The 24,551-nt window shown below is 39.9% G+C and carries 22 protein-coding genes and 1 pseudogene; 9 read left to right on the top strand and 14 right to left on the bottom strand.

The genetic code is table 11. From position 1 onward, the window contains the following. From ABYD77_RS09310 to ABYD77_RS09295, 4 genes and pseudogenes are all read left to right on the top strand, one after another. Positions 1-400 (top strand): annotated as a pseudogene (locus ABYD77_RS09310) (Na/Pi cotransporter family protein); the annotation flags it as partial. 151 nt (positions 401-551) lie between these two features. Further along, positions 552-2,897, top strand: coding sequence for a DUF5916 domain-containing protein (locus tag ABYD77_RS09305; protein WP_372769181.1), 2,346 nt, complete (start codon positions 552-554; stop codon positions 2,895-2,897). 140 nt (positions 2,898-3,037) lie between these two features. Continuing rightward, positions 3,038-4,006, top strand: a complete 969-nt coding sequence (gene cysK / locus ABYD77_RS09300; RefSeq protein ID WP_372769179.1) for a cysteine synthase A — start codon at positions 3,038-3,040, stop codon at positions 4,004-4,006. A 96-nt stretch (positions 4,007-4,102) separates the two neighbouring features. Next, a complete protein-coding gene (locus ABYD77_RS09295) occupies positions 4,103-4,540 on the top strand; it encodes a hypothetical protein (protein WP_372769177.1) in 438 nt (145 codons plus the stop codon). 64 nt (positions 4,541-4,604) lie between these two features. On the opposite strand, the gene ABYD77_RS09290 is transcribed toward ABYD77_RS09295, so the two are convergent. After that, positions 4,605-6,857, bottom strand: coding sequence for an acyl-CoA dehydrogenase (locus ABYD77_RS09290; protein WP_372769175.1), 2,253 nt, complete (start codon positions 6,855-6,857; stop codon positions 4,605-4,607). A 145-nt stretch (positions 6,858-7,002) separates the two neighbouring features. On the opposite strand from ABYD77_RS09290, the gene ABYD77_RS09285 reads away from it, so the two are divergent. Next, on the top strand, positions 7,003-8,835 hold the full coding sequence (locus tag ABYD77_RS09285; protein ID WP_372769173.1) for a M2 family metallopeptidase: 1,833 nt from the start codon (positions 7,003-7,005) through the stop codon (positions 8,833-8,835). Positions 8,836-8,899: 64 nt separating this feature from the next. Here the strand turns inward: ABYD77_RS09285 and ABYD77_RS09280 are convergent, their stop codons facing one another. The 11 genes from ABYD77_RS09280 to nagK all read right to left on the bottom strand — a co-directional run bounded on the left by ABYD77_RS09280 (position 8,900) and on the right by nagK (position 19,459). Continuing rightward, a complete protein-coding gene (locus ABYD77_RS09280; protein WP_372769171.1) occupies positions 8,900-9,655 on the bottom strand; it encodes a putative porin in 756 nt (251 codons plus the stop codon). A gap of 13 nt (positions 9,656-9,668) precedes the next feature. Further along, positions 9,669-10,046, bottom strand: a complete 378-nt coding sequence (locus tag ABYD77_RS09275) for a PH domain-containing protein (protein ID WP_372769169.1) — start codon at positions 10,044-10,046, stop codon at positions 9,669-9,671. A 17-nt stretch (positions 10,047-10,063) separates the two neighbouring features. Then, positions 10,064-11,080, bottom strand: coding sequence for an aminoglycoside phosphotransferase family protein (locus ABYD77_RS09270; RefSeq protein ID WP_372769167.1), 1,017 nt, complete (start codon positions 11,078-11,080; stop codon positions 10,064-10,066). Beyond that, positions 11,046-11,933 (bottom strand): ABC transporter ATP-binding protein, encoded by an 888-nt coding sequence (locus tag ABYD77_RS09265; RefSeq protein WP_372769165.1) that lies wholly within the window; start codon positions 11,931-11,933, stop codon positions 11,046-11,048. Before ABYD77_RS09265 ends, ABYD77_RS09270 begins: the two co-directional genes overlap by 35 nt. Positions 11,934-11,935: 2 nt before the next feature. Further along, entirely contained in the window at positions 11,936-12,757 is an 822-nt protein-coding gene (locus ABYD77_RS09260; RefSeq protein ID WP_372769163.1) for an ABC transporter permease subunit, read from the bottom strand. A gap of 9 nt (positions 12,758-12,766) precedes the next feature. Beyond that, a complete protein-coding gene (locus ABYD77_RS09255; protein WP_372769161.1) occupies positions 12,767-13,942 on the bottom strand; it encodes a cystathionine beta-lyase in 1,176 nt (391 codons plus the stop codon). Positions 13,943-14,013: 71 nt separating this feature from the next. Continuing rightward, positions 14,014-14,934 carry an NAD(+) diphosphatase gene (nudC, locus tag ABYD77_RS09250; protein ID WP_372769159.1) on the bottom strand — a complete coding sequence of 307 codons (921 nt, stop codon included), beginning with the start codon at positions 14,932-14,934 and terminating at the stop codon, positions 14,014-14,016. Positions 14,935-15,024: 90 nt separating this feature from the next. Then, the gene (gene nagB, locus ABYD77_RS09245) at positions 15,025-15,825 is read right to left on the bottom strand and encodes a glucosamine-6-phosphate deaminase (RefSeq protein WP_372769157.1); all 801 of its coding nucleotides are present in this window, start codon (positions 15,823-15,825) and stop codon (positions 15,025-15,027) included. 285 nt (positions 15,826-16,110) lie between these two features. Next, positions 16,111-17,250, bottom strand: coding sequence for a transmembrane glucosamine N-acetyltransferase NagX (nagX, locus tag ABYD77_RS09240; RefSeq protein WP_372769155.1), 1,140 nt, complete (start codon positions 17,248-17,250; stop codon positions 16,111-16,113). Between the two features lie 185 nt (positions 17,251-17,435). Next, complete coding sequence (nagA, locus tag ABYD77_RS09235) at positions 17,436-18,563, bottom strand: N-acetylglucosamine-6-phosphate deacetylase (protein ID WP_372769153.1); 1,128 nt, start codon at positions 18,561-18,563, stop codon at positions 17,436-17,438. A 2-nt stretch (positions 18,564-18,565) separates the two neighbouring features. Further along, positions 18,566-19,459, bottom strand: a complete 894-nt coding sequence (nagK, locus tag ABYD77_RS09230; RefSeq protein WP_372769151.1) for an N-acetylglucosamine kinase — start codon at positions 19,457-19,459, stop codon at positions 18,566-18,568. Between the two features lie 352 nt (positions 19,460-19,811). Here nagK and ABYD77_RS09225 point away from each other — a divergent pair, with 352 nt between their 5' ends. Both ABYD77_RS09225 and ABYD77_RS09220 read left to right on the top strand, forming a co-directional pair. Then, positions 19,812-20,243, top strand: coding sequence for a CBS domain-containing protein (locus ABYD77_RS09225; protein ID WP_372769182.1), 432 nt, complete (start codon positions 19,812-19,814; stop codon positions 20,241-20,243). A 135-nt stretch (positions 20,244-20,378) separates the two neighbouring features. Then, entirely contained in the window at positions 20,379-20,744 is a 366-nt protein-coding gene (locus ABYD77_RS09220) for a response regulator (protein ID WP_372769149.1), read from the top strand. Positions 20,745-21,140: 396 nt separating this feature from the next. On the opposite strand, the gene ABYD77_RS09215 is transcribed toward ABYD77_RS09220, so the two are convergent. Next, positions 21,141-21,980, bottom strand: coding sequence for an isopenicillin N synthase family oxygenase (locus ABYD77_RS09215; RefSeq protein WP_274761726.1), 840 nt, complete (start codon positions 21,978-21,980; stop codon positions 21,141-21,143). Positions 21,981-22,456: 476 nt separating this feature from the next. Here ABYD77_RS09215 and sbcB point away from each other — a divergent pair, with 476 nt between their 5' ends. Together sbcB and ABYD77_RS09205 are read left to right on the top strand one after the other, a co-directional pair. Further along, positions 22,457-23,896 (top strand): exodeoxyribonuclease I, encoded by a 1,440-nt coding sequence (gene sbcB / locus ABYD77_RS09210; protein ID WP_372769147.1) that lies wholly within the window; start codon positions 22,457-22,459, stop codon positions 23,894-23,896. Further along, complete coding sequence (locus ABYD77_RS09205) at positions 23,896-24,153, top strand: Rho-binding antiterminator (RefSeq protein WP_372769145.1); 258 nt, start codon at positions 23,896-23,898, stop codon at positions 24,151-24,153. The genes sbcB and ABYD77_RS09205 overlap by 1 nt, the downstream gene beginning before the upstream one ends. 45 nt (positions 24,154-24,198) lie before the next feature. Here ABYD77_RS09205 and ABYD77_RS09200 read toward each other — a convergent pair. Next, positions 24,199-24,551, bottom strand: a 353-nt coding sequence (locus ABYD77_RS09200) for an NAD(P)-dependent oxidoreductase (protein ID WP_372769143.1), incomplete at its 5' end; no start/stop codon positions are given.

The raw sequence follows: 24,551 nt of genomic DNA, 5'->3' as shown, positions 1-24,551 counted from the left end.
AGGTATTACATCTGGTGCTGTGGTTACAGTAATGGTTCAGTCTTCATCAACTACTACAAGCCTAATGATCCCGCTTGCAGGTAGTGGTGTGTTTTCAACAAAACAAATTTACCCATTCACACTAGGTGCAAACATTGGTACTACCATCACAGCCCTACTTGCTGCAACGTCAATTACGGGTGCAGCTGCTGAAGTTGCTCTAACAATCGCCCTAGTACATGTAATGTTTAATGTATTTGCAGTGGCACTTATTTATGGCACACCATTCTTACGCGAATTACCACTTCGTGCAGCAAGCAAACTTGCTGAAGTTGGCTCAAATAACAAAACTGTTGCATTAGGTTATGTATTAGGTGCTTTCTTTGTTATCCCTGGCGTAATGATGCTAGTGGCCCGCTAATATAGCACCCTGTTCTAGCCCATACTTTTAAAATAACGATAAAGTGAATAGCTTTATCGTTATTTTTTGTTACTTAACCTTATCCAAATTGCCCCCTTGCTTCGCACCCACTAAACTTTGCGCAAATTATAAGTAGTTCGTGCAAAACATCATGAAAAAACAGCTAGCACTGTGTGCTGTCCTTTTATCAACACCTTTAATTGCTAAGACAGACTCCACTTTATCAATTCCTTTTATCTCAGAAACCCCAAACGTTGACGGTCAACTTAGTGAAACGTTTTGGCAACATGCTAAACGTATTAATATTGATAACATCACTTGGCCCTACGAAAATGTCCCAGCCGATGAAAAAGCCTATGCATTAGTTTATGAAAATGGCGAGTCACTCAATGTTGCATTTGTTGTCTCTGACTCTAAACCGGAGCAAATCCGCGCTTTTTACCGAGACAGAGACAAAAACTGGAGTGATGACTTAGTTGGTTTAAAAATCGATTCATACAACAACGAGAAACTAGCTTATCAGTTTTTTATTAATCCCCTTGGCGTGCAAATGGATTCTATTGAAGATGTCCTCACAGGCCATGAAAGCGATGCATGGGATGGTATTTGGCACAGTGCGGGGCAAATTACCGATACAGGTTATGTCGTAGAAGTGTCAATCCCATTTCGCATATTGAATTTTGAACAGGGTCAACAACGTAAAGATATGGCGATGGAGTTTGTGCGGTTTTTACCGCGCAATGAACGCCTGCGTATTTCATCAATTAACATCAACCACGCTAACAGTTGTTGGGTTTGCCAAATGCAAACGGTTTCTGGCTTTGAACAAGCAAAACAAGGAAATAACTTAACGCTGGTTCCAACTGTTGTCGCTGGTCGAAGTGAAAGCCGCGATGTGTCAACTAATCCAATAGAAGATTGGCAAGCAGATAATTCGCTAGAGCCTGGTATTGATGTTAAATGGGGTATTACACCTGAAGTTACCCTTACTGCAACATTAAACCCTGACTTTTCGCAAGTTGAAGCTGATGTTGCTCAACTCGGCATAAACAATAGTTTTACCCTTTTCTTTCCTGAAAAGCGTGCCTTTTTCTTAGAAAACAGTGACTACTTTTCAACACCTTGGAATCTTATTTATACACGCAATGTGGCAGAGCCAGATGCAGGTATAAAACTTACAGGTAGTGTTACTGGTCATACTTTTGGTGCCTTTATGGCCAATGATAATCAAAGCAATGTTATTATTCCTGGTAATTTAGGGTCAACCATTGTCTCGCTAGAAAGTAAAAGTAACAATTTAGCGGCGCGTTATCGCTATGATTTTACCAATGACTTTTCTATGGCTGCGACCACCACAGCTCGTAGTGCTGATGATTATTACAACTACTTATCATCTCTCGATAGCAAATACCGTTTAACAGAAAATGACACCTTTATTGCGCAAGTTGCCTTCTCACAAACAAAATACTCTGATGAATTTAGAGAAAGCATTTGCGATTCTGATAGTCTTTCGGATTGTAAAGAGCAAGCTAACACGCAATGCGATGGCTTAGCCGATTGTGATATTAACGAGCAATACCTGCGTGTAAGTGCTGAAGAAGCAATTAACGATATTGCTTATAAATTAAGTTATGAGCATAACGAAAAATACTGGAGCCTATTTGCTCGCTACGACAATTTAGGAAAAGATTTTCGTGGTGACTTAGGTTTTATGAATCAAATAGATTTCAATAAGTTTGTAACTGGTGGGCGCTATCGTTGGTACGGCAAGCAAGACGTAGATTGGTATAATCGCATTGAGTTTTATGGTGATTGGGATATCAGCCATAATGACAACGGCGAACTCTTAGAAAAAGAAGTGCAAGGCGAATTATCACTTAATGGCCCATTTCAGAGCTTTATTCAATTTGAGTTAATGCAGCGCGACCGTGTTGGCCTGCGCCATAACAAAGCAAATTTAGCCATTGATGGTAATACGACACTATTCAATGAAAATTTAATTGGCATGTATTTAGAGTTTAAACCACTCTCAGGTGTATTTGCATCGTTTTATGCAAATACAGGCAATCATATTGACCTTGTCAATAACCGCCTAGGTGATAAAACTCGTATTCAGCCGGTGATTAACGTAAATTTAAACCGTCATTTAGAGCTGCGTTTTCGTCATACATTTGAAACTATGGATGCTGAGGGTGATGATTTATTTACTGCCAATCTAACGGATGCACGTCTAAATTATCAATTTAATACGCGCAGTTTCGTAAGACTAGCCGTTATATATCGCGATATTGAGCGCAACCAAGATAATTACATCGATGAAGTAACAGCCAATTACAAAGGTTTTTCAACTCAATTGCTTTACTCTTATAAAGTTAATCCGCAAACGGTGTTTTTTGCTGGCTATTCAGACAATGGCTATCAAGATGATGATTTAACTAAAATTGAAAAAACCGACCGCTCGGTATTTTTAAAAATGTCCTACGCCTGGATGCTTTAACAACAAATAGTATTAAGGGAGCACGTGCTCCCTTTTTTATGCAAAAAAGGGATATATATTATAGCCAAACTTTCCTTTTGTTTTTGCCATTAGGCAGTATGCTTAGCCTAAATGAATCCGAACATTTAGGGATACACACAATGAGTAATATTTTTGCAGACAATTCACTAAGCATTGGTAACACACCTCTGGTTAAATTAAACCGCGTAACTTCTGGTAACGTTTACGCTAAAATCGAAGCGCGTAATCCAAGCTTCAGCGTTAAGTGTCGTATTGGCGCGTCAATGATTTGGGAAGCTGAGAAATCAGGTGAATTGACAAAAGACAAAGAGCTTATTGAGCCAACGTCTGGTAACACAGGTATTGCACTTGCATTTGTTGCGGCTTCACGCGGTTACAAGCTAACGCTTACAATGCCTAATACAATGAGCCTTGAACGTCGTAAGTTATTAAAAGCACTAGGTGCAAATTTAGTACTTACTGAAGGTGCTAAAGGTATGAAAGGTGCTATTGAAAAAGCACAAGAAATTCAGCAAAGCGCACCTGAAAAATTCATCCTATTACAGCAGTTCGAAAACCCAGCGAACCCAAAAATTCACTTTGAAACAACAGGTCCTGAAATTTTCGAAGCAACTGACGGTGATTTAGATTTCTTCGTAGCAGGTGTTGGTACGGGCGGTACTATCACAGGTACTAGCCGTTTCTTAAAATTAGAAAAAGGCCTAGATGTTAAATCAATTGCTGTTGAGCCAGTTGACTCACCAGTTATTAGCCAAAAAATTGCAGGCGAAGAATTAAAGCCAGGCCCACATAAAATTCAAGGTATTGGTGCAGGTTTCATCCCTGGCAACTTAGACGTTGAAATGATTGATGGCGTTGAGCAAGTATCAAATGAAGACGCAATTGCAATGGCGCACCGCCTAATGAAAGAAGAAGGTATTTTAGCAGGTATCTCTTCAGGTGCAGCTGTTGTTGCAGCTAAACGTATTGCTGAACTACCTGAGAATAAAGACAAGAAGATTGTTGTTATCCTTCCAAGTTCGGCAGAGCGTTATTTAACGAGCCCATTATTTGCTGAAGAGTTCACAGATCAAGAACTCGTTCAGTAATTAGCTTTGCTAAAAGTGCGAAGCACCGCTTCGCACTTTACATCCTGTTAAAATCATTCCACACTTAGCCTAACTAAAATAAATAATATTAGGCTCATGTTACGAAAAATATTCTTGTCATTTTTCATCTTCCTGTTAGCAGCATGTGGTGATGAAGCTCCCGAAATAAAAGCAGACAACGACTCTCCGGAATATAAAGCTACAGAGTTTTTCTATGCTATTTTAATCGAGGATGACCTAAATAAAGCAATGAATGCTTCATTACCGAAATACGCTCGTATTATTAAGTCATATGGGTCCACTAAACAGTTTGCTAGAAACATTTTAAATATGCGTTTTGATGAAGTTGAAATTGAAATCGACCACGGTAGTCGCAGCGTACGAAAACGCTTTGGTGATTCAGCCGTACTTAATGTAATTTTACATGGCAAACACAATGGCAATAAAATTGCCGATATGCGTCAGGTAAGACTGACTAAAGTAAAAGGTAAATGGTATATCGAGAAAGTTTTGGATGACCCTTACGCCAGATAAACACTTTGAATATTAACAGGCAACGGCTTATTGTTATAAAACCATATTACCGTTGCCTTGCTATTTATAACGCGTCAAATTCATCAACATTTATTACTTTTTGCCTTAGCGTTTCATATTCTGTTAGGAAATCTATCTCTTGTTCTGTGAAACCAACATCCAATTCTGTGATGGCTGACAAACGGTTAAAACGTAAATCAAAACGTGCGTGTTTCATAGCATTTTCGAAACGCGTAATCAGTGTTTTATGTTCAGATAAAATCACAAGTAAACGTTCCATATTGGCAATATCTGAATCAGGTTTGATGTGACACAAATTACACAAACGCTCACGCATTACAGTATTTTTGCTTAAGCTGCTTACCACGTGATTAATAAGTTCATCACTAGGTTTACCGTAGGGGTTGCCCCATGGAAATACGATAATACGAATAAGCTTGCCAAGGGTGATATTGTTAAAGAATGCATCAAAAGCTTGACCAATTTCATATAGGCAATGATCTATTGCATAATTCACAAAAGGTAAATCAGAAACTTGTCTCCCATCATTCTCATAACGTTTTAACACACTACTTGCTAAATAAAGATGACTCAAAATATCACCAAGGCGCGCTGAGGTAGCTTCTTTTCGCTTTAATGAGCCACCTAACAACAACATTGCATAATCAGAACAAAACGCAAAAGATGCACTTAGCTTGGATAATGTTTGATAGTAATGCGCAACTGGACCTGCACTTACTTTTGGCACAAACCAATTGCAGGTTAAAGAATGAAAAAAACTAAAGCCCAAATTACCTAAAGTATGAACAATGTGCTTGCACAAGTAATTATCAAACTGGCTTAATCCAGTTTGTTCATCCTCTAAAGCAACAGCTTCCATCTCTTTTAAAATAAACGGATGGCATCGCGTTGCACCTTGGCCAAATATCATTAAACACCGTGTCAGAATATTTGCGCCTTCGACAGTAATAGACACAGGGGTACCTTTATAGGCACTAGCAAGACTATTACTTGGCCCATTTTGCACCGCTTTACCTGCTTGGATATCAAAACCGCGGTTAATAATATCTCGACCAAGTTCAGTTAAGTGGTATTTTGTGATTGCTGTAATAACCGCGGGGCTCAAATTTAAATCAAGTGCCGTTGTCGTCATTCGCCTGGTTGATTCTGTGAGATAACTCATCGCTGCGATGTGTGCAAGACTTTCTGCGACACCTTCAAAATGTGCGATAGGTAAACCAAACTGCTTACGAATTAATGCATAAGAGCTGGTTGTACGTGTGGTTAAATGCGCTGTAGCTGTTGCCAGTGCAGGCAGGGAAATCCCCCTCCCTGCGCTTAAGCATTCAACTAGCATTCGCCAGCCTTTGCCAATAAAGTCTTCACCACCAATTAATGCATCAAGTGGTACAAACACATCTTCACCTGTCGTTGGGCCATTCATAAATGCCATGCCCATCGGGTCGTGTCGTTTACCTGTGATTACCCCTTTGCTTTTGGCAGGTATAAGCGCACAGCAAATACCTAAATCTTCTTTATCGCCCAATAACCCATCAGGATCATAAAGCTTGAACGCAAGACCAATTACCGTCGCGATAGGAGCAAGCGTTATATAACGTTTTTGCCAATTTAATTTGATACCCACCGTGATTTTATTTTTATAACGCTTTTTACACACCACACCATAATCTTGTATCGCACCTGCGTCAGAGCCAGCATCTAATGCGGTTAATGCAAAACATGGTACTTCTTCTCCCGTTGCCAGTTTTGGTAGCCAAAAATCTTGTTGCTCTTTAGTGCCGTAATGAGCAAGTAATTCCGCAGGCCCCAAACTGTTTGGCACCATCACTGTGACCGCAGCTGATAAACTAGAGCAGGCAATTTTGCTCACAATTGTAGAGTTAGCATAGGCCGAAAAACCATGCCCACCATGGCTTTTCGGCACGATCAAGGCAAAAAAGCCCTCTTTCTTTAGATATTGCCAAACCGCTTTTGGTAAATCGCGTTCTGTAACAATTTGATGATCGTCCAACATATCTAATAATGTGGTTACTTGATTATCAATAAATGCTTGCTCTTCGTGACTGAGTTTGGGGCTTGGATAACTTCTAAATGTTTGCCAATTTGGGCGTCCAGAGAAAAGCTCGCCATCCCACCAAATATCCCCTGCTTCCATAGCTTGTCGCTCAGTATCTGAAAGCGGTGGTAAGGCTTTTTTGAAGTAATTAAAAACAGGTTTTGTTACAAATCTAAGGCGGTTTGCACGAATTCCAAATATCGCCGCAATGACAAAAACAATTATTATAAAAATCAACATTCTAATATCTTTCCTGGACTTAAATTGACTCTTATTCAAGTATGGCCATAACCGTGAAAAAGTCTAACTTCGTTTACCCAGTTTTATTGGCCTGTTATTATGCCTTAGATCGGCGCAAAGCCATCCAGCTAAGGAATATAATAAAATGAAATCATTTAAACTCTCACTACCAGCAATTTTGGTAGCATCAGCCGTTGCTTTAACCGGCTGTAATGAAAATGAAAGCAAACAACAAATTAAAGCAGTTCATGAAGTAACAGTTAGTGACGCAAAAGCGTTTTTAGCAAATACTGAAACAGAATTAATGGCACTTTATAATGAAGTAAGTCGTGCTGAGTGGATTTACGCAAACTTTATCACTCACGATACTTCAGGCCTTTCTGCAGCGGCAAATGAAAAAATGACAGCTGCTGTAGTTCGTTTAGCTAATGAAGCTTCAAAATTTGATAAATTAGACCTAGATGAAGATAGCCGCCGCAAACTAGATAAATTAAAGCTAGCACTAACCTTACCAGCACCACAAGATCCAACAAAAACAGCTGAACTATCCAAAATCGTCGCTGAACTTGGCGGCCTTTACGGTAAAGGTAAATATTGTAAAGAAGACGGTCAGTGTTTAAGCCTTGGCGATATGACAGCAACCATGGCAACAAGCCGTGATTACGACGAATTACTTGATATTTGGACTGGTTGGCGTGAAGTTGCTAAACCAATGCGTCCTCTTTACGAGCAGCAAGTTAAATTAACTAACCAAGGTGCTAACGAGCTTGGCTATGCAGATACAGGTGCAATGTGGCGTAGTAAATACGATATGCCAGCCGATGATTTTGCAAAAGAGTTAGACCGTATTTGGGGTCAAGTTAAGCCGCTTTATAACTCACTACACTGCCATGTTCGCGCAAAACTAGGCGAAAAATACGGTGAAGACAAAGTACCACAAGATAAACCTATTCCAGCGCACTTACTGGGTAACATGTGGGCACAAACGTGGGGCAATATCTACGATGTAGTTGCACCTGAGAATGCTGATCCAGGTTACGATGTAACTGAATTACTTGCTAAGCACAACTATGATGAACTAAAAATGGTGCGAGGTGCTGAGAAATTCTTTACCTCAATGGGCTTTGCACCATTACCAGAGACATTCTACGAGCGTTCACTGTTTACTAAACCACAAGATCGCGACGTTCAATGTCACGCTTCAGCTTGGAACTTAGATAGCAAAGACGATTTACGTATTAAGATGTGTATCCAACGTACTGGTGAAGAATTCTCAGTAATTCACCACGAACTAGGCCACAACTTCTACCAGCGCGCATACAACACGCAACCAATTTACTATCAAGAAAGTGCTAACGATGGCTTCCACGAAGCAATTGGCGACACTATCGCTCTTTCTGTAACGCCTGGTTATTTAAAAGAAATCGGTTTACTTGATGAAGTACCAGATGAATCAAAAGATATCGGTCTGCTAATGAAAATGGCAATGGATAAAATTGCATTTATTCCATTTGGCCTACTTGTTGACCAATGGCGCTGGAAAGTATTCTCGGGTGAAGTAACGCCAGAGAACTACAACCAAGCATGGTGGGAACTGCGTGAGAAGTATCAAGGTGTAGCAGCACCTGTAGCACGTACTGAAGAACACTTTGATCCAGGTGCAAAATACCACGTACCAGGAAATACACCTTATACACGTTATTTCTTAGCGCACATTCTGCAATTTGAATTCCACCGTGCACTGTGTGAAATCGCTGGTAGCAAAGAGTCAATTCACCGTTGTAGCGTTTATAACTCAAAAGAAGCCGGTGAGCGTTTAGATGCGATGCTGAAAATGGGTTCTAGCCGTCCATGGCAAGAAGCGCTTGCAAGCGTAACGGGTAAACCTGAAATGGATGCAACTGCAATTCTTGATTACTTTGCGCCATTACAAAAATACCTAGATGAGCAAAACAAAGGTCGCCAATGTGGTTGGTAATCTAACTTAGCTTAAACAAAAAAACCGCTGAAATTCAGCGGTTTTTTTTATTGTTTAAATAGTTTTAGAACTGGCCGTAAACAGCAAAAACAAGAGCTTCATCAATATCTTGATAGCCAATTGAAAAGGCAAAATTGGCGTCCGTATAATATTTCGCTTTTACTTCAAACTTGCCATCATTAACACCAACACCCGCAGAGATTGCTTGGTTTAAATAGTAGGTACCAAACACCCGCGTTACTAAATCATTTCCAGTTTCAGTCACTGAAGCATCAACTGCTAAATGCTGCGCGCTATTAAGTGCCATAAAATAGCGAGACGCCAGCTCCCAGCTATCTAGGTCTACCTCAGTATCAAAACTAAACGCAAGGTAATCAATGCGGTTGATTTGATGATTGTATTCAGCACGCGCAAATACTTCGCCGTCTGCGTTATCAGTATCACTGTAACGAGCACTTACTTTAAAATCATCATTCAGTAAAAAACCAGCGCCAACGCTAAAGGCATCAAAGTCGCCTTGTTTCGCCATATCTGCGTTAATAAATACATTATTGGGTAAGAAATATTCACCACCAATATTGTAAGCATTATCATCGTAGAAGTTATTAATTGAACCATACAAATTAGTATCGGTATTTAAATAACCAAACTCATCTAACACACCAATCATCGCTTGTGGTTTGAAGAAATAATGGCTGCTCAATGCAAAACCATCGTAGTTATCAGCATTTACATAATTAAACTCGTTAAATGATTGATAGCTTGCAGCATTTACGCCAGCTGATACCAGAAATAAAGAAGATAAAATTAGTTTTTTCATATTGTGTGTTGCACTATCCAAGTGTGTACTGACTTAAAATTTTGTAGACTTGATCAATATCATCACCCGCTTTGAATTCTTTAGTTAGCGGATTTGGTTCTGAGCCTAACCAGATCTTTAATTCAGCATCGAGATCAAATGTACCTGCTGATTCTTTGCTAAATTTAGTGATTTTACCGTAAGGGATAGATAAAACTTCCGCTTTGCTACCGCGTACGCCTTGACGGTCTACTAAGATAAGGCGTTTATTTGTAAACACCATCACATCGCGGATCACCTTATAGGCTTTTTCGATTTGCTCACCGTCTATAAGCGCTGAATCTATAAAACGCTCAACTTCTTCGCTATTTACTTCGCTTGCATTACCCAATAAACCAGATAAAAGTCCCATGGTTAGCTCCTTTGCTGTTATAACGGGAAAAGATATTGTTCGGCCTCTTGCCAGTTCGTACATTGTTTCACACCCGGCACATACTCGATGAGATAATTTAAATTACCAGTGTGTCGCAACAATGTCAGTGTCATTAATGTGTTTAAAAATGCGCGTTTGTCATCGACTTGATACAAATAACTTTCTAAAAATTGATGAAAAATTTCTGATTTCCCTTTTGCAATTAATAAACCTACGGTGGTAAGTTCAAATAAAGGTTCATTGCAGATAAGCGCATCACCAAAATCAATTACACCTGAGAGAAATATTCCTTTATCAGTTCGTTTTACCAGTAAATTCCCTGGGTGTAAGTCACTATGAACAAGGTATAAATTAGTTGTTTCAGGTGCTTTGTAAGGCGTATGTGAAATATAAGGGATAAAATCGGCTAAAAAGTCTGCGCGTAAGCCTTGTCGCTTTCGGCGAGCATAACTATTGTGGTATTGCGCTTCAATAAATTGCTGCCAGTCTTTGTACAATACGCTCGACTTTTCCATAGGAATACTATGCATTTGCAAACAAAAGCGGCCTAGCTGATCAGCAATCGATTTTTGCTCTCCAAGTGTTAGTTCATTATACACATCTGAGAGCAACTGACCTTCCAACCCCTCGGTAACAATGTAGCCCCAATTATTAATTTCACCATGAGCAATCAATCTAGGTGTAGCAATCGGAAGTGTTGCCGTGTCGCATAAATTGAGTGCTTCTTTCTCATGGTGATATTGAAAGAGCCAATTCGGCGCAATAAATTTAATGTAGAACGTTTTTTTGCCTGCACTTTCCAGTAAAAACGTTGGATTTTCACCTGAGCTTGCACGCTGTAACACTGTAAGTGCTAAGTCATTATTTTCACAGATTTGTTCTATCAGTGGCTGCCAGTGACTTTCGTTTGTAAAGTCGCAAATAGCACAGGCAAGCTCATAGCTTGGCTCTATTGGTAAATCTAATGCGTTAAAATTTTTAATCAAATAACTGGTTTTCAAGTGTTTTTCCATTATAAATTTGCTGATATGTTATGCTCTGTTGATGTAAACATTGCAGTAATTGAATATCAAAGTCAGTAACACTGGCATCATATTCAATTAAGTATTCACGTGACTGGGTTACTTTTATATGTATTAAGCCATTAAGTTTAGTAATCACTTTGTCTAAATTATCTAAATGTTGTTTCAATCTCAGCGTTAAATAGGCCTGTGAAGTGGTATCACTATCACCTGAGTATTGTTTCAAACTGCCCGCTTCAAACACAAATACACGTTGGCACAATCGCTCAAGCTCTGCTAAATCGTGTGAGCTTAAAATAAAGGTAATATCTTTACTCAATCTTGCTATTAGCTCTCGGACTTCTTTGGCATGCACAGGGTCAAGACCAGCGGTTGCTTCATCAAGCAATACAAAAGATGGGCTACCAATCAGTGATTGTGCAATACACGCACGTTTTCGCATACCATGAGAAAGCTCTTGAGGCTTTTTGGTTTTATGTTCAAGTAACCCCACGAGTCCAAGTACACGTGCAACCTCAGCTATTCCATCGTTTTTATTAAAACCTTGAAGTGTGGCAAAAAATGCCAATTGCTTTTCAATGGTAAAGCGCGGATCAAGCTGCGCATCTTGCGGCAGCACAGAAAGTTTTCCAAATTGCTCACTATGTGGTATCGCCTTGCCATCAAACAGTACTTCACCAGCACTTGGTGAAATAAACCCTGAAATTAAGCTAAAAAGCGTGGTTTTACCTGCACCATTAGGACCAATAATCGCAACTGGCTCGCCACTTGGAATGGTCATCGAAACATCAACCAATACCTTATTTGAAGCAAAATGCTTACTTACATTTTTAAGTTCAATCATGGTTATACCCCTTGCTTCTTAAATAATGTAAAGGTTAATGCACCGTAGACCACAGTCTGCGCTAAAGGAAGTAAATACTGCTCTGCTTTACTAGCAGTTAGTGACAAGGTGTTAAACAAATTAGCGTTAGGTAATAAATAACCTAATAACTCAAGGCCTTGCCACACGTAATCTGTAAGTAAACCAATAATAATACTGCCCAAGGTAAGCAATAACAGACAATGCACTATCGCTTGTTTAGATGAAGTAGAATAGACATTCAGTAACAACATAAAGGCGATCATCGGTAACACAACAAACACCAAATCGATAAAAATGCCGCTACTTAAATTAAGTGATGCCGCAAATTGCGTACTGTCGTTCCATACAATCAAAATATTACTGGCAAATAACGCAAGTAAGATAAACGAACTTACTACCATGACTTGCCCTAAAAAGCGCCCAAGCAATAAATCTTCTCGTTTTGCTCGTAACAATAAAAATCGAATGGTGCCGCGCGCTTTATCGCCACAAAGTTGATCAGCAGAAGAAAACATCGCAAAAAAGGGAAAAGTAAGCACCGCAACTAACCAAAATACGATGAGCTCGGGTACCGGCCAATTTGATAAATTTTCAAGCCCCACTTCGCCGAGTACCTGTGCAATAAAACGTTCAAACTGGGGATTTTTGAAAAATGCTGCTCCCTTTGCCACTACATTGGTCAGAATAATTGCCCAGATGGCAAGGTAGCTAATAATGGCAACTAGCCCTCTTTTAGAAAATAAAAACCGTGAAAATTCAAATTGTGCAAATGCAATTACACGGTGAAAGCTAGTTGAAACCATAAAATTCCTTTATTTTAATTGTGCTTGGAAACGTTCTAGTCCTGCTTTTAAGTCCAGTTTAAGATCTTCTACGTCTTCAAGTCCAACATGAATTCGCACTAACGGTCCTGCGTATGGCCACTGAGTCACTGTACGAATACGATTAAAACTACTTGTAACCGTAATCAAACTTTCAAAGCCACCCCATGAATAGCCCATTTTAAAATGGCTCATACCGTCTAATAATGCGGTAATCGCGGCTTGATTACCCTCTTTTAAAACAAAACTGAAAAGCCCTGTACTACCACTAAAATCTCGTTTAAATACATCTGAACCAGGACATGAATCAAGCATTGGGTGACGCACATGATCCACAAGTGGGTGGTCTTTTAACCAATTTGCAATTTCTAACGCTGCTTGCTCATGCTGCTTTAAACGCACGGGCATGGTTCGCAAGCCACGCAGCGCTAAATAGGCATCATCAGCAGAAGTACATTGCCCCATTAAATACGCATTTTCACGTAATTGCTCCCAGCACGCTTCATTTGCAATCGCAACGCCCATCATCACATCTGAGTGACCAACGATGTATTTGGTTGCCGCTTGAATGGATACATCTACACCATGTGTAAGTGGTTTAAAAAAATAACCATTGCCGTAAGTGTTATCAATAAACACTAATAAATCATGTGCTTTAGCAATTTTGGTAAGTAACGGTACATCTTGCACTTCCATGGTAATGGAACCGGGTGCTTCTAAAAATAACAGTACCGTATTGTCTTGAATAAGGTCATTGATGCCTTCACCAATCATCGGGTCATAGTATGTAGTACTCACGCCCATATTGGCTAAAATTTTGTTACAAAAATCGCGCGTTGGTTCGTACGCCGTATCCACCATTAAAATATGGTCACCGGTTTTTACAAACGACAAAATAGCGTTACTTACCGCAGCCGCACCACTTGGGAATAACGCACAACCTGCGCCTTGTTCAAGCTCAGCAATGGCATCCTGTAGAGCAAAGTGAGTATTCGTGCCACGACGCCCATAAAATAGTGCTTGTTCGCCGCGTTTTGCGGTGTTTTCTTTCATTTGCGCAACAGAGTCAAACACAATGGTTGAAGCGCGCTGAACAACCGGATTCACCACGCCTTGGGTATATTTTGTTTTACGACCTGCGTGAATAATTTGGGTATTAGCTTTCATTAATAAAATCTACTCTTGGTTCTGTTGCAAATATTAAATAGACTTTTAGACGTCCAATCAAATCAAATTTGTTATGAGTTAATCCAATGCTCTAATAAAAAGCGACTAATCGAACTAAAACGTGGCTTTTTAAAGGTGCTAGTTTCATCGCCCCACTCACCAAATTCGGCTAATTCGTCACGACTAAACCAGCGTGCATCTTCTAATTCATCTTCACCAATATCAATGTCTGTACTGCTAGCTATAGCAATAAAGCCTATCATCACGGAACTAGGAAAAGGCCAAGGTTGCGATGCAATGTATTCCACTTCATGCACGTCAACGCCTGACTCTTCTTTTACTTCACGAATAACCGCCTCTTCAAGGGTTTCGCCTGCATCCACAAAGCCAGCAAGCGCAGAGTAATTGCCAGTTGGCCACGACGCTTGACGACCAAGCAAACAGCGTTCAATGCCATCATCAAACACCTTTTTCACTATCATGATCACCGCAGGATCGTGACGAGGAAAGGTAATATGACCACATTGTTTATTAGTACACTTTCGTGAGTAGCCACCTTCAAATGATATGTTCTTACTGCCACAACGGCCACAAAACACATGGGTTTTATGCCAATGCAGTAAGGTTTTAGCATAACCCGCAATCGCAACACTTGTTGCAGGGAAACTCGCGAGTTGACCACGAAAAGGCAAGGTTTGATAACAACTGAGTTCATCCAGTTGTAACTCTTGCTGCGAAATTTCCAAGGCAAAGTAAGGCGTTTCATTATCAAGCCCTAAAAATAAGTGTGGCTTGCGACCTAAAATTTGAGAAACATGTTCAACATTTAACCATAGCAAATCATCCAAATGACTTGTTGAGAGCATATTGTCTTGATAAAAGAGCAATACTTTTGCGTCAACACGATTAAGTTGGGTTTTGATAAATTCGGGTTTGCTGCGCTCACGCGAACAACGTGCCAGCGGCATTTGACTAAAAGGCAGGTTTTGCATAGCTAATTTATTGAATTTAGTATGCTTGTATTAAAACATAAAAAAAGCGCCAATGGCGCTTTTTAAAACAAAAATGATGTTACAAAATGCTTAGTTTGGTAGTTCTGCTAAGTATTGTTGTAACTTCTGATTTTCACTTTCAATATGCTTATAAAGCTCTGCATTCACTAACTTGCTAGCAGCCGCTTCATCAATTACCACTACCGCATCTTGGTGGAATTGTAATGCTGAGGCAGGACAAACCGCAGATACAGCACCTTCACACATATCACGTATTGCATCGGCTTTGTTTTCACCCGTTGCTAATAGAACCACTTTTTTAGCTTCTAAAATCGTGCCAATACCCATAGTGATTGATAAATGTGGTTGGAATTCACCTTCAGCAAAGAAACGTGCGTTATCTTCAACTGTTTCTTTGGTTAGAGTCTTAACACGGGTGCGTGATGCCAAGCTTGATGATGGTTCATTAAAACCAATATGACCGTTACGACCAATACCTAATAACTGCACATCTACCCCACCACTTTGCGAGATTTTATTTTCATACATTTTGCATGCAGTGATTGGGTTTTGCGCATCGCCCGGCGGTACAAAGGTATTATTCTTATCAATATCAACATGATTAAATAATTGCTCGTTCATAAAAAAACGATAGCTTTGCGCATGGTCACCATCTAACCCGAGGTACTCGTCAAGGTTGAAGCTTGTCACTTGCTTAAAGCTTACTTTGCTTGCTTGATTTGCTTTGATAAGTTCCTGATAAAGTGCCACAGGCGTTGAACCCGTTGCTAAACCTAATACAGAATCTGATTTTCTGTTAATTTGATCGATAAAAATCTGAGCACCGTATTCGGCCACTGCTGCTGCATCTTTTAAAATAACTATTTGCATAGGGAAGGCTCTAGTAAGGGGTTAAATAAAAATGGGACCTATGGATATCTGTCCGTGCAAGTAAAGATAATCCATAGATCACAAAACCTAATCGGGATACTGACGATATTAGGCTTTACCATTATGACAACGCTGTCATTATTGCGTCTATTTACAAATTTGTAAAGTAAAAGTGAATAAATAATCGTTATTTGCTAATTAAAAATAGTTATATGAAAACACCAAATAAAAAAGCTGGCAGTGCCAGCTTTTACTTATTATTCATCTGCCCTTGTGGGCATAGACTTAAACGCTTATTAATATTTTACGTTTATAAAGCCAATGTAATACTAATAATTGCACACCTAATAAGGCAAATACCGCAAACAATGGCTGCCAATGTGCTGGTACCGCAGCAATCAGACCACCAAATACACTTTTAGAAACAAATTCCCACTTAACTAAACTTGACGCCAAATAAATAACAATTGAATTCGCACCAATAATAACAAACAGATACGCTGCGCGCTGTTGATTTAATAAATCAACTACCGCGTAAAACACTGCAAGTAAAATAAAGCTCCACCCTACCGTTACCATCACAAACGACGAAGTCCATAAGTCTTTATTTACTGGGAACACAATATCCCAAAGCCAGCCACATGCCAGTGCTACTAGACCCGCAGCAAATAAAATACCGGCTGTTTTCCACTCGCCACGCTCTTGCGCTTGTTTAATATAACGGCCTGCAACAACACCAAAGAGCGCATTTGCAATCGCGGGCACACTCGACAAAATCCCCTCAGGATCCATTGGCTTATTTTGGTAGGTGATACCCGGTAACAAGTTTGTATCAAACCACGCATTCCAAGAACCTGCACCACCTGCAGATAAATCACCTGCTTCACCACCTGGTACTGGAATAAAACATAACCAAACCCAATAGCCAATTAAAATACCCGCAAGGGTGAACATTTGGGTTCTGAAGCTGGTATGCCAAACCAACATTGCGGCAACAAACCAAGCTATTGCGATGCGTCCTAAAACACTAGCATAGCGTACTTCTTCCGGGTTAAGTGGCACACCTGTGCCCCAGCCATGGTTGTAAAGTACACCAAAAAAGCACAGCAATAATAAACGCTTAAACGCTTTGATGTAAATTGGTCTTCGTTCATTAAATGGCAAGTGATCAATGCGCTTTGGCGCCAAACCCATCGCCACACCAGAGAGGAAAATAAACAATGGAAAAATCAAATCATAAAAAGTGAACCCATGCCACTGGCTATGCAATGTTTGTGCTTCAGCAACTTTCCAACCAGCCCAACCGGTTAAAACAAATAAGGCGGCAAAAATTTTCTCGCCACCTAAAATCCAAAACATGTCAAAGCCACGCAGTGCATCTAATGACGCCAAACGCTTTTTTGCTTTTTTATTTGTATCGCTCACGACAACCTCGTTTTAAAACTTGTAAAATCATACAGAGAGAAACAATCCGTTGCATCTTACTTTTCGTTTGATTTAATTTCTATTTGCGTACTTCCCCTAAAAATACGACCGCTAATTTTACTTTCTTTTAGATAAAAAAAAGCCCCGCTTGTTACTTCAAAGCAGGGTTTTTGCCCAGGAATCTTTCAACGTTTTGCGCCTGCAACATAGGTTTCTTGCGCATAGTAATCGTCGCTCATCACCACAAAGTCAGCATCCGCGCCCGCAACAAGGCGCCCTTTTTGCGTGCCCAGCCCTAAATATTGTGCTGGGTAAAGTGATGCCATACGAAGTGCTTCTGCATAGCTAACGTCAAGGGTGTTGATGGTGTTTCGAACAGCGCCAGCCATATCAAGCACGCTACCCGCTAATTCACCGGTAGTCGAATTTAATCTATCACCCGTACGAATCACTTTACGACCATCAAAGAAATCAAATTCCATATCATCGGTGCCTACAGGCGGCATTGCATCTGTAACTAACATAATTTTGCCGCGCGTTTTGCTATCAATTGCAAATTTCGCTGATACAGGGTGAACATGGTGACCATCAACAATTAAGCCACACCACGATTGTGTATCTGTAAGTGCTGCACCCACAACACCTGGCTCACGCGATGTAAATGCGCTCATTGCATTATATAAGTGCGTAAAGCCATCTGCGCCTGCCTCAAGTGCAGCTAGCACTGTTTGGTAATCAGCATTAGTGTGACCAATAGACACTTTCACTCCTGCTGCAACAAGACGCTTAATATCTGCCACAGATACATTTTCAGGTGCGAGTGTTACTACTTTAATACCTAAATCTTGACGTTCAAAAACGGCAAATTCGGCTTCTGAAATAGGACGGATAAATTTTTCACTGTGCGTGCCCTTCTTTGGCATAGACAAATGTGGGCCTTCGAAGTGTACACCCACAATACCTGGCACTTTATCTTTAATTGCCTGAGCTGTTGCATCAGCTGCACGCTCCATTACCTCAACACTGTCTGTAATAAGTGTTGGTAACAATGCGGTTGTACCAAATTGGCCATGTGCTTTTGCAATTTTATCAACACATTCAACGCTTTGCTCAGCATTAAAAAATGCACCGCCACCGCCATTGACTTGTACATCAATAAAGCCCGGAACTACAGTACCTATAAGTGCGATTGCACCTGCTGCTTGACCGTTCACAAACTCGGTAATAACACCATTTTCAACCACAAAACTGACATTTTCTAAAAACTGTTCACCTGTAAATAGGCGAGTCGCAAAGTAGGTAGTCGTCGACATAATTAACCTTCTATCGAGTTTTGTGCGAAATAAACAGCGCCCATTTCTGGCGGCTGCATTGCAGGTTGTACGTTTTCAACAACCTCTTCATCTAGCCAATCTTGTAATGGCTCAGCTAAACCACCAATCATAGATAAACGAGGTGGTTTATTTTCTAGTAATATATACGCTAAATCACTGATATAACGTGCACCGTCTTTTACAATAGCAAGTGCGACTTCATCACCTTGCTTTGCTTGCTCTAAAACAGGGCGAGCAAGTTGCGCATAACTGCTTGACGGTTTTCCTGCCATCGCCTCAGCAATGCCCATTGCATCAGTTACTTTAAAATGTGCTAATAAGATATCTGCAAGCGACGTGTTTGGCCCTAAGCCATCTAAACTCAATAACGCAACTTTAACCGCCTCAAGTCCAAGCCAAGCACCGCTGCCTTTATCGCCTTGTGCAAAACCATGGCCGCCAAGGATTGTACTTTGACCGTTGACATATGAGAAACCACATGACCCAGTACCTGTGATAATTACCGCGCCATCTTTGCCTTCATGCGCGCCAATGCACGCAGTGTGCAAATCGGTAGTTAGATACATCTTTTTGAATGGGTGATGCCAATCTTGAATCTGTTGATAAAGACCCGGTAAGTTAACACCTGCAAGACCAAGCCCTGCAACCACGTCATTAACTTTGTCAAGGTTCAACCCTGCATCTTGAATTGCCAATTGGGTTGAAACCATAATGGATTCAAGTGTGCGGTCTAAGCCATGCAATGGGTTCGCGGGACCTCCGATTCCTGTTCCTAGCACCCCATTTTGGCTCGAAAATACGGTTGCTCGACACTTCGTACCGCCACCGTCTATTCCAATAAAGATTTGCTCTTTATTTGCACTACTTGCAACCATTAAACAACCTCAATTCTTATATTTTTATATCGATAAAAGCACTTTAGCCATACAAAACAAGCTAACGGCTGTGCACTTTTGACGATTTCCTCAACCCAAGTGTTGATTTAATGTTACACAAATAATGACAGCGTTGTCATTATTTTTTTATAATTTTTGACTTCAAGCAAACAAGGATAATATAACCGCTTGTTTTTATTTGCTTTAGTTTTTATTGCAGGAAAAATAAGTAACATCTTACTACTTCACTTTATAACACATTGAGAAAATAGCAATGTAGACATGATCCTCTTGGCAATTCATAAAATAGCGAACTAAGCTTTAAATAGACAATAAAAAAAGAGAGATTGTGATGCATTCAATCAAAGTTAAAGATTATATGACGCACCGCGCGGTTACTTTTACAGTCCAAATGACAGTTAGCGAAGCCACAGAAAGGTTGCTGATCGCACATCAAATTGGTGGGCCAGTACTTGATGAACATCGTCATGTTGTAGGGTTTTTATCTGAGCAAGATTGCCTAGAGCGTATGCTTGAAGACACTTACCAGAACGAGAGCCACTATAAAGTGGTAGATATTATGCGTACCGATGTGCTGGCTATCGGCGAAGAGCACTCAGTGTTAGATTTAGCTCAAACCATGTTAACTAATAAACCTAAAATTTACCCTGTAGTCGACACTAATAAACGGCTTGTTGGTGTGATCACCCGTAGCGATATACTAAGAGCGATAGATCAACATCATCATGCAATCTATGAGGAAGGACATCGCCGTTTCGTTTAACCCTTCTTGTTATTTTCTTGAATCAAGCAAAAACACTGTTACAGTTTTGTACAGTGTTTTTATACTACAAACCACATAGACTTGTTTAAGTTTGCCTAATTTGTTACATAAAATGGCGTTTTAAAGGAGTGAGTTATGGCGCATATTCTTGCGGTTGATGATCAAAACACTATCCGCTCTATGATTGAAGCAATCCTGAGTGGTCCTGGCTATCAAGTGATGACGGCAGTAGATGGTGTAGATGCAATGGAAAAGCTAAGAACACACCAATTTGATATGGTAATTACTGATATTAATATGCCCAATATGTCAGGGCTTAGTTTAATCCCTAAAATTCGCCGATTACCAGAACATCAATATGTTCCCATTTTAATGCTCACCACCGAATCAAGTAGTTATAAAAAAGAAAAAGCGAAAAACAGTGGTGCAACTGGTTGGTTAACAAAACCGTTTGATCCCACGCGCTTACTGACCGCAGTAGAAAAGCTGATTAAAAAGTAAACTTTTTCATTTGCAGTGTATACAAAATACAAAAATCCTGTTAAAAATATAGGCACTAGGCAAAAACACAGCAACTATGGCAGGTACGACCTGTTTTAGATAAATACAATTACAACTTGTTGATGTCATCCTTTGTTCTAGTAAATTTTCGGTCACTTTTTATAAGTTAACTGTAATTCGCACTAACTTAACGTGACTAAATTGAAATAACCTAATGACAACAGGAACACAGAAAATGGGAAATTCAACAGGAAGCTTATGCCCCCCTGCTAACCGCCAACAACCAGTCGACAATTCGAAACACGCTAGTAAGCCGTTTCAACCTAGTCAGGACGAAAAATGTTTTGAACGAGGTTATAACTAGATAAAAAAAGCCCGCAACTGCGGGCTTTTTTATTACTTTACACCTAGCTCTTTTAAACGTTCGTTCAAGTAGCTGTCTGCCGTGTACCGTTCTGAAAGCACTACATCTGGACGAGGATGTAAAAATAACGGTAATGAGATGCGTGATTTATCAGACGCTTTACCTGTTGGGTTAATCACACGGTGAATTGTCGATGGGAAGTAACCACCTGATGCTTCTTGCAGCATATCACCGATATTAATGATCAGATTACCAAAGTCACATGGCACATCAATCCAACCGCCATCTTTGTCTTGAACTTGAAGACCTGGCTCATTTGCCGCAGGTAAAACTGTTAGTAAGTTAATATCACCATGCGCTGCTGCACGGATTGCACCTGGCTCTTCATCGCCCGTCATTGGAGGGTAATGTAGAACACGTAATAACGTTTGCTCTGAGTTTGAAATCATATCTTTCAAATCAATTGAAAACTTCGCTTTCACGTCTGCTGGCGCATATTCTTGTACCCAGCTTAGTAGCGTAGACGCAAACTCGTTAGCTAAACGGTAGTATTCACGAATTTCAGCTTCTAATTGTGCAGGTACACGACCATTTGGGTAAACGTGGAAGTATTCTTTAATATCTTTTACAGTGAAACCTTTAGCTACCTCAGATACTTCTGGTGGGAAATAACCATCTTGAGTTTCTTTGCTAAACAGAAAATCGTGTTTTTCGCTCGAATTGAAAAAGTCTTGCCAATTTTTATAAATCGACTCAACTAAATCTTGCGAAATTGGGTGGTTTTTTAATACACCAAAGCCGGTATTGCGTAACGACTCAACAAACTGCTCAGCCGCATTTTCAGCGGTATAATCAACCGTAGGTAATTGCATAAGATTCACCAAAATAAAAAAGTGATGAGCCTTTTTGGCTCATACACTTATCAAATAATTCAAGGGATGTGTTTTGCACGCATCATTCTCACTAAAGTGATTATAGATTATAAGGACGAATGTCCGCACTTAGATACTGCAGTCCATTCTTTTGATTTAAATCAAATGCCTTTCTTAAGTAACAGACTTTTAAACATCGATCTTACTAAATACATCAAAAGCCTATATGTGGTTTTATCGCATCGGATCGCTATTTTTAGCGACTCTCAATACCAAAAATAGTGTGACCTAGGTTTAGTGCAATAAGACAAAAATAATGTTAAGTGTTATGCTGTTCTCAGTATTATAAATACTAACGAAAGTTAATGCGTCAATGCACTTTTCCTTTACGGAAATGAGTGCTTATACAAACAACAATTGAACACACTATATTAATACACAATTCGTTAGTAACATTGAGAATAAATAATTAATCTATGAATAACCAAGAACAACCAACAATTTACTGGCACGACTACGAAACATGGGGAGCAACCCCTCAAAAAGACAGACCAAGCCAGTTTGCGGGTATTAGAACCGATTTTGATTTAAATATTATTGGCGAACCTTTGGTTATTTATTGCAAACCACAAGCAGATTACCTGCCTCATCCAATGGCGGCATTGGTTACAGGCATTACACCACAACATGCAATGAAGCATGGTATTTGCGAAGCTGATTTTATTAACAAGATTCATCAAGAGTTTGCCAAAGAAAATACATGTGTTGCAGGTTACAACAGTATCCGCTTCGACGATGAAGTATCCCGATATACCTTTTACCGAAACTTTTACGACCCGTATGCACGTGAATGGCAAAATGGTAACAGCCGCTGGGACATTATTGATTTAGTCCGCGCTACTTATGCGCTGCGCCCTGAAGGTATCAATTGGCCAAAAAAAGAAGATGGTTCACCGAGTTTTAGATTAGAAGATTTAACTGCAGCAAATGGGATTGATCATGGTAATGCACACGATGCTCTCAGTGACGTAACAGCCACAATTGCGCTGGCAAAACTTATAAAAGAAAAACAGCCCAAACTCTATTATTTTTATTTTGGCTTACGCTTCAAGAAAGCAGCACAAGAACTGATCGATGTGTTTAATATGACGCCTCTAGTGCATGTATCTTCAAAAATCCCAGCAAGTCATGGCTGTACGACTTGGATTGCACCAATAGCGTTTCACCATCAAAATAAAAATGCGGTAATTTGTGTTAATTTGGCGCTCGACCCTACCCCGCTAATTGAATTAAGTGTTGAAGAAATCCGCGAACGACTTTACACCAAACGCGAAAACCTATTAGAAGATCAACTGCCGATAGGCCTAAAGCAAGTGCATATAAATAAATGCCCGTTTATTGCGCCGGCAAAAACCTTGTTACCTGAAAACGCCGAACGACTGGGCATAAATAGAGAAGCCTGTTTAGCGAACCTTAAGCTACTTCGTGCTCACCCAGAGCTTCGCGCAAAAATGGTTGAAGTATTTAATGATGATAGCCATTTAACACCAATTACAAACCCTGATTATGCGCTTTATCAAGGCTTTGCCTCAAGCGGTGATAAATCAAAGTTCGATATTATTCGTTCAACTGAACCCAGCCAATTAGCCGGTCTTCAATTAGATTTTGATGACGCAAAGTACAGTGAAATGTTGTTCCGCTATCGCGCACGCAACTGGCCTGAAAGCCTTAATCATCAAGAGCTCGAAAAGTGGCGTAAGTATTGTCAAAATAAGTTAATGCATGGCGAAGATAACCCATCTATAGATGCCAATGAATTTATGCTAACACTCGAAAATTTAGCCCATGAACATGAAAGTGATGAAAAGAAAATGGCGATACTTAAATCACTTTATCATTACGCACAGAGCTTATAATGACAAAACGAATTAGCTGCGATTTGCATGATTATTTTGAAATTGTCTGTATGCGCCAAAGTAATATTCGCATCACAATTAAAGACAATATTACCTATCAAGGTAAAGCTGTGGATTTAAAGACACACCGAGGAGTTGAATGGCTCGAAGTTCAGCTAACTGATGGCGAAATAAAGCGCATTAATATCGCTGAGGTGATTACTTTGTCTGCGTGTGACAATAACCCTGCTAGCCATAATTTCGATATTAAACTGTAATCATTAACAGCCCAATTTATCTTGGGCTGTTAATTCTCATGTTGATTATTTTTGTTTAAAAGACTGCAAACGAGCTAATAAACTCGATGTATCATAGCGACCACCACCTAAGTTTTGTACTTCACTGTAAAATTGATCAACAAGTGCAGTGACTGGCAATTGTGAACCATTTTTACGTGCTTCATCTAGAGCAATACCTAAATCTTTACGCATCCAATCTACCGCAAAACCAAATTCATACTCGCCTTTTAGCATGGTTTTATGACGATTTTCCATTTGCCACGAGCCTGCAGCGCCTTTGGCAATGGTTTCAACAACTTTTTCACCATCAAGACCTGCATTCATCGCAAAATGCATGCCTTCAGAAAGTCCTTGTACTAGGCCTGCAATACAAATCT

Origin of the sequence: Pseudoalteromonas sp., assembly GCF_041629635.1 — a bacterium.
Classification (GTDB): Bacteria; Pseudomonadota; Gammaproteobacteria; order Enterobacterales; family Alteromonadaceae; genus Pseudoalteromonas.
This window is presented reverse-complemented; position numbering and strand designations above follow the sequence as displayed.

What these genes read in the sequence shown, in the direction of transcription:
- ABYD77_RS09215 (WP_274761726.1), bottom strand. Translation starts at nt 21,980, where the DNA reads ATGCAATTACCTACGGTTGATTATACCGCTGAAAATGCGGCTGAGCAG.
- ABYD77_RS09220 (WP_372769149.1), top strand. Translation starts at nt 20,379, where the DNA reads ATGGCGCATATTCTTGCGGTTGATGATCAAAACACTATCCGCTCTATG.
- nagA (WP_372769153.1), bottom strand. Translation starts at nt 18,563, where the DNA reads ATGTCGACGACTACCTACTTTGCGACTCGCCTATTTACAGGTGAACAG.
- ABYD77_RS09270 (WP_372769167.1), bottom strand. Translation starts at nt 11,080, where the DNA reads ATGGAAAAACACTTGAAAACCAGTTATTTGATTAAAAATTTTAACGCA.
- ABYD77_RS09280 (WP_372769171.1), bottom strand. Translation starts at nt 9,655, where the DNA reads ATGAAAAAACTAATTTTATCTTCTTTATTTCTGGTATCAGCTGGCGTA.
- ABYD77_RS09205 (WP_372769145.1), top strand. Translation starts at nt 23,896, where the DNA reads ATGACAAAACGAATTAGCTGCGATTTGCATGATTATTTTGAAATTGTC.
- ABYD77_RS09285 (WP_372769173.1), top strand. Translation starts at nt 7,003, where the DNA reads ATGAAATCATTTAAACTCTCACTACCAGCAATTTTGGTAGCATCAGCC.
- nagB (WP_372769157.1), bottom strand. Translation starts at nt 15,825, where the DNA reads ATGCAAATAGTTATTTTAAAAGATGCAGCAGCAGTGGCCGAATACGGT.
- cysK (WP_372769179.1), top strand. Translation starts at nt 3,038, where the DNA reads ATGAGTAATATTTTTGCAGACAATTCACTAAGCATTGGTAACACACCT.
- ABYD77_RS09265 (WP_372769165.1), bottom strand. Translation starts at nt 11,933, where the DNA reads ATGATTGAACTTAAAAATGTAAGTAAGCATTTTGCTTCAAATAAGGTA.
- ABYD77_RS09295 (WP_372769177.1), top strand. Translation starts at nt 4,103, where the DNA reads ATGTTACGAAAAATATTCTTGTCATTTTTCATCTTCCTGTTAGCAGCA.
- ABYD77_RS09290 (WP_372769175.1), bottom strand. Translation starts at nt 6,857, where the DNA reads ATGTTGATTTTTATAATAATTGTTTTTGTCATTGCGGCGATATTTGGA.
- ABYD77_RS09275 (WP_372769169.1), bottom strand. Translation starts at nt 10,046, where the DNA reads ATGGGACTTTTATCTGGTTTATTGGGTAATGCAAGCGAAGTAAATAGC.
- ABYD77_RS09225 (WP_372769182.1), top strand. Translation starts at nt 19,812, where the DNA reads ATGCATTCAATCAAAGTTAAAGATTATATGACGCACCGCGCGGTTACT.
- ABYD77_RS09255 (WP_372769161.1), bottom strand. Translation starts at nt 13,942, where the DNA reads ATGAAAGCTAATACCCAAATTATTCACGCAGGTCGTAAAACAAAATAT.
- ABYD77_RS09305 (WP_372769181.1), top strand. Translation starts at nt 552, where the DNA reads ATGAAAAAACAGCTAGCACTGTGTGCTGTCCTTTTATCAACACCTTTA.
- sbcB (WP_372769147.1), top strand. Translation starts at nt 22,457, where the DNA reads ATGAATAACCAAGAACAACCAACAATTTACTGGCACGACTACGAAACA.
- ABYD77_RS09260 (WP_372769163.1), bottom strand. Translation starts at nt 12,757, where the DNA reads ATGGTTTCAACTAGCTTTCACCGTGTAATTGCATTTGCACAATTTGAA.
- nagK (WP_372769151.1), bottom strand. Translation starts at nt 19,459, where the DNA reads ATGGTTGCAAGTAGTGCAAATAAAGAGCAAATCTTTATTGGAATAGAC.
- nudC (WP_372769159.1), bottom strand. Translation starts at nt 14,934, where the DNA reads ATGCAAAACCTGCCTTTTAGTCAAATGCCGCTGGCACGTTGTTCGCGT.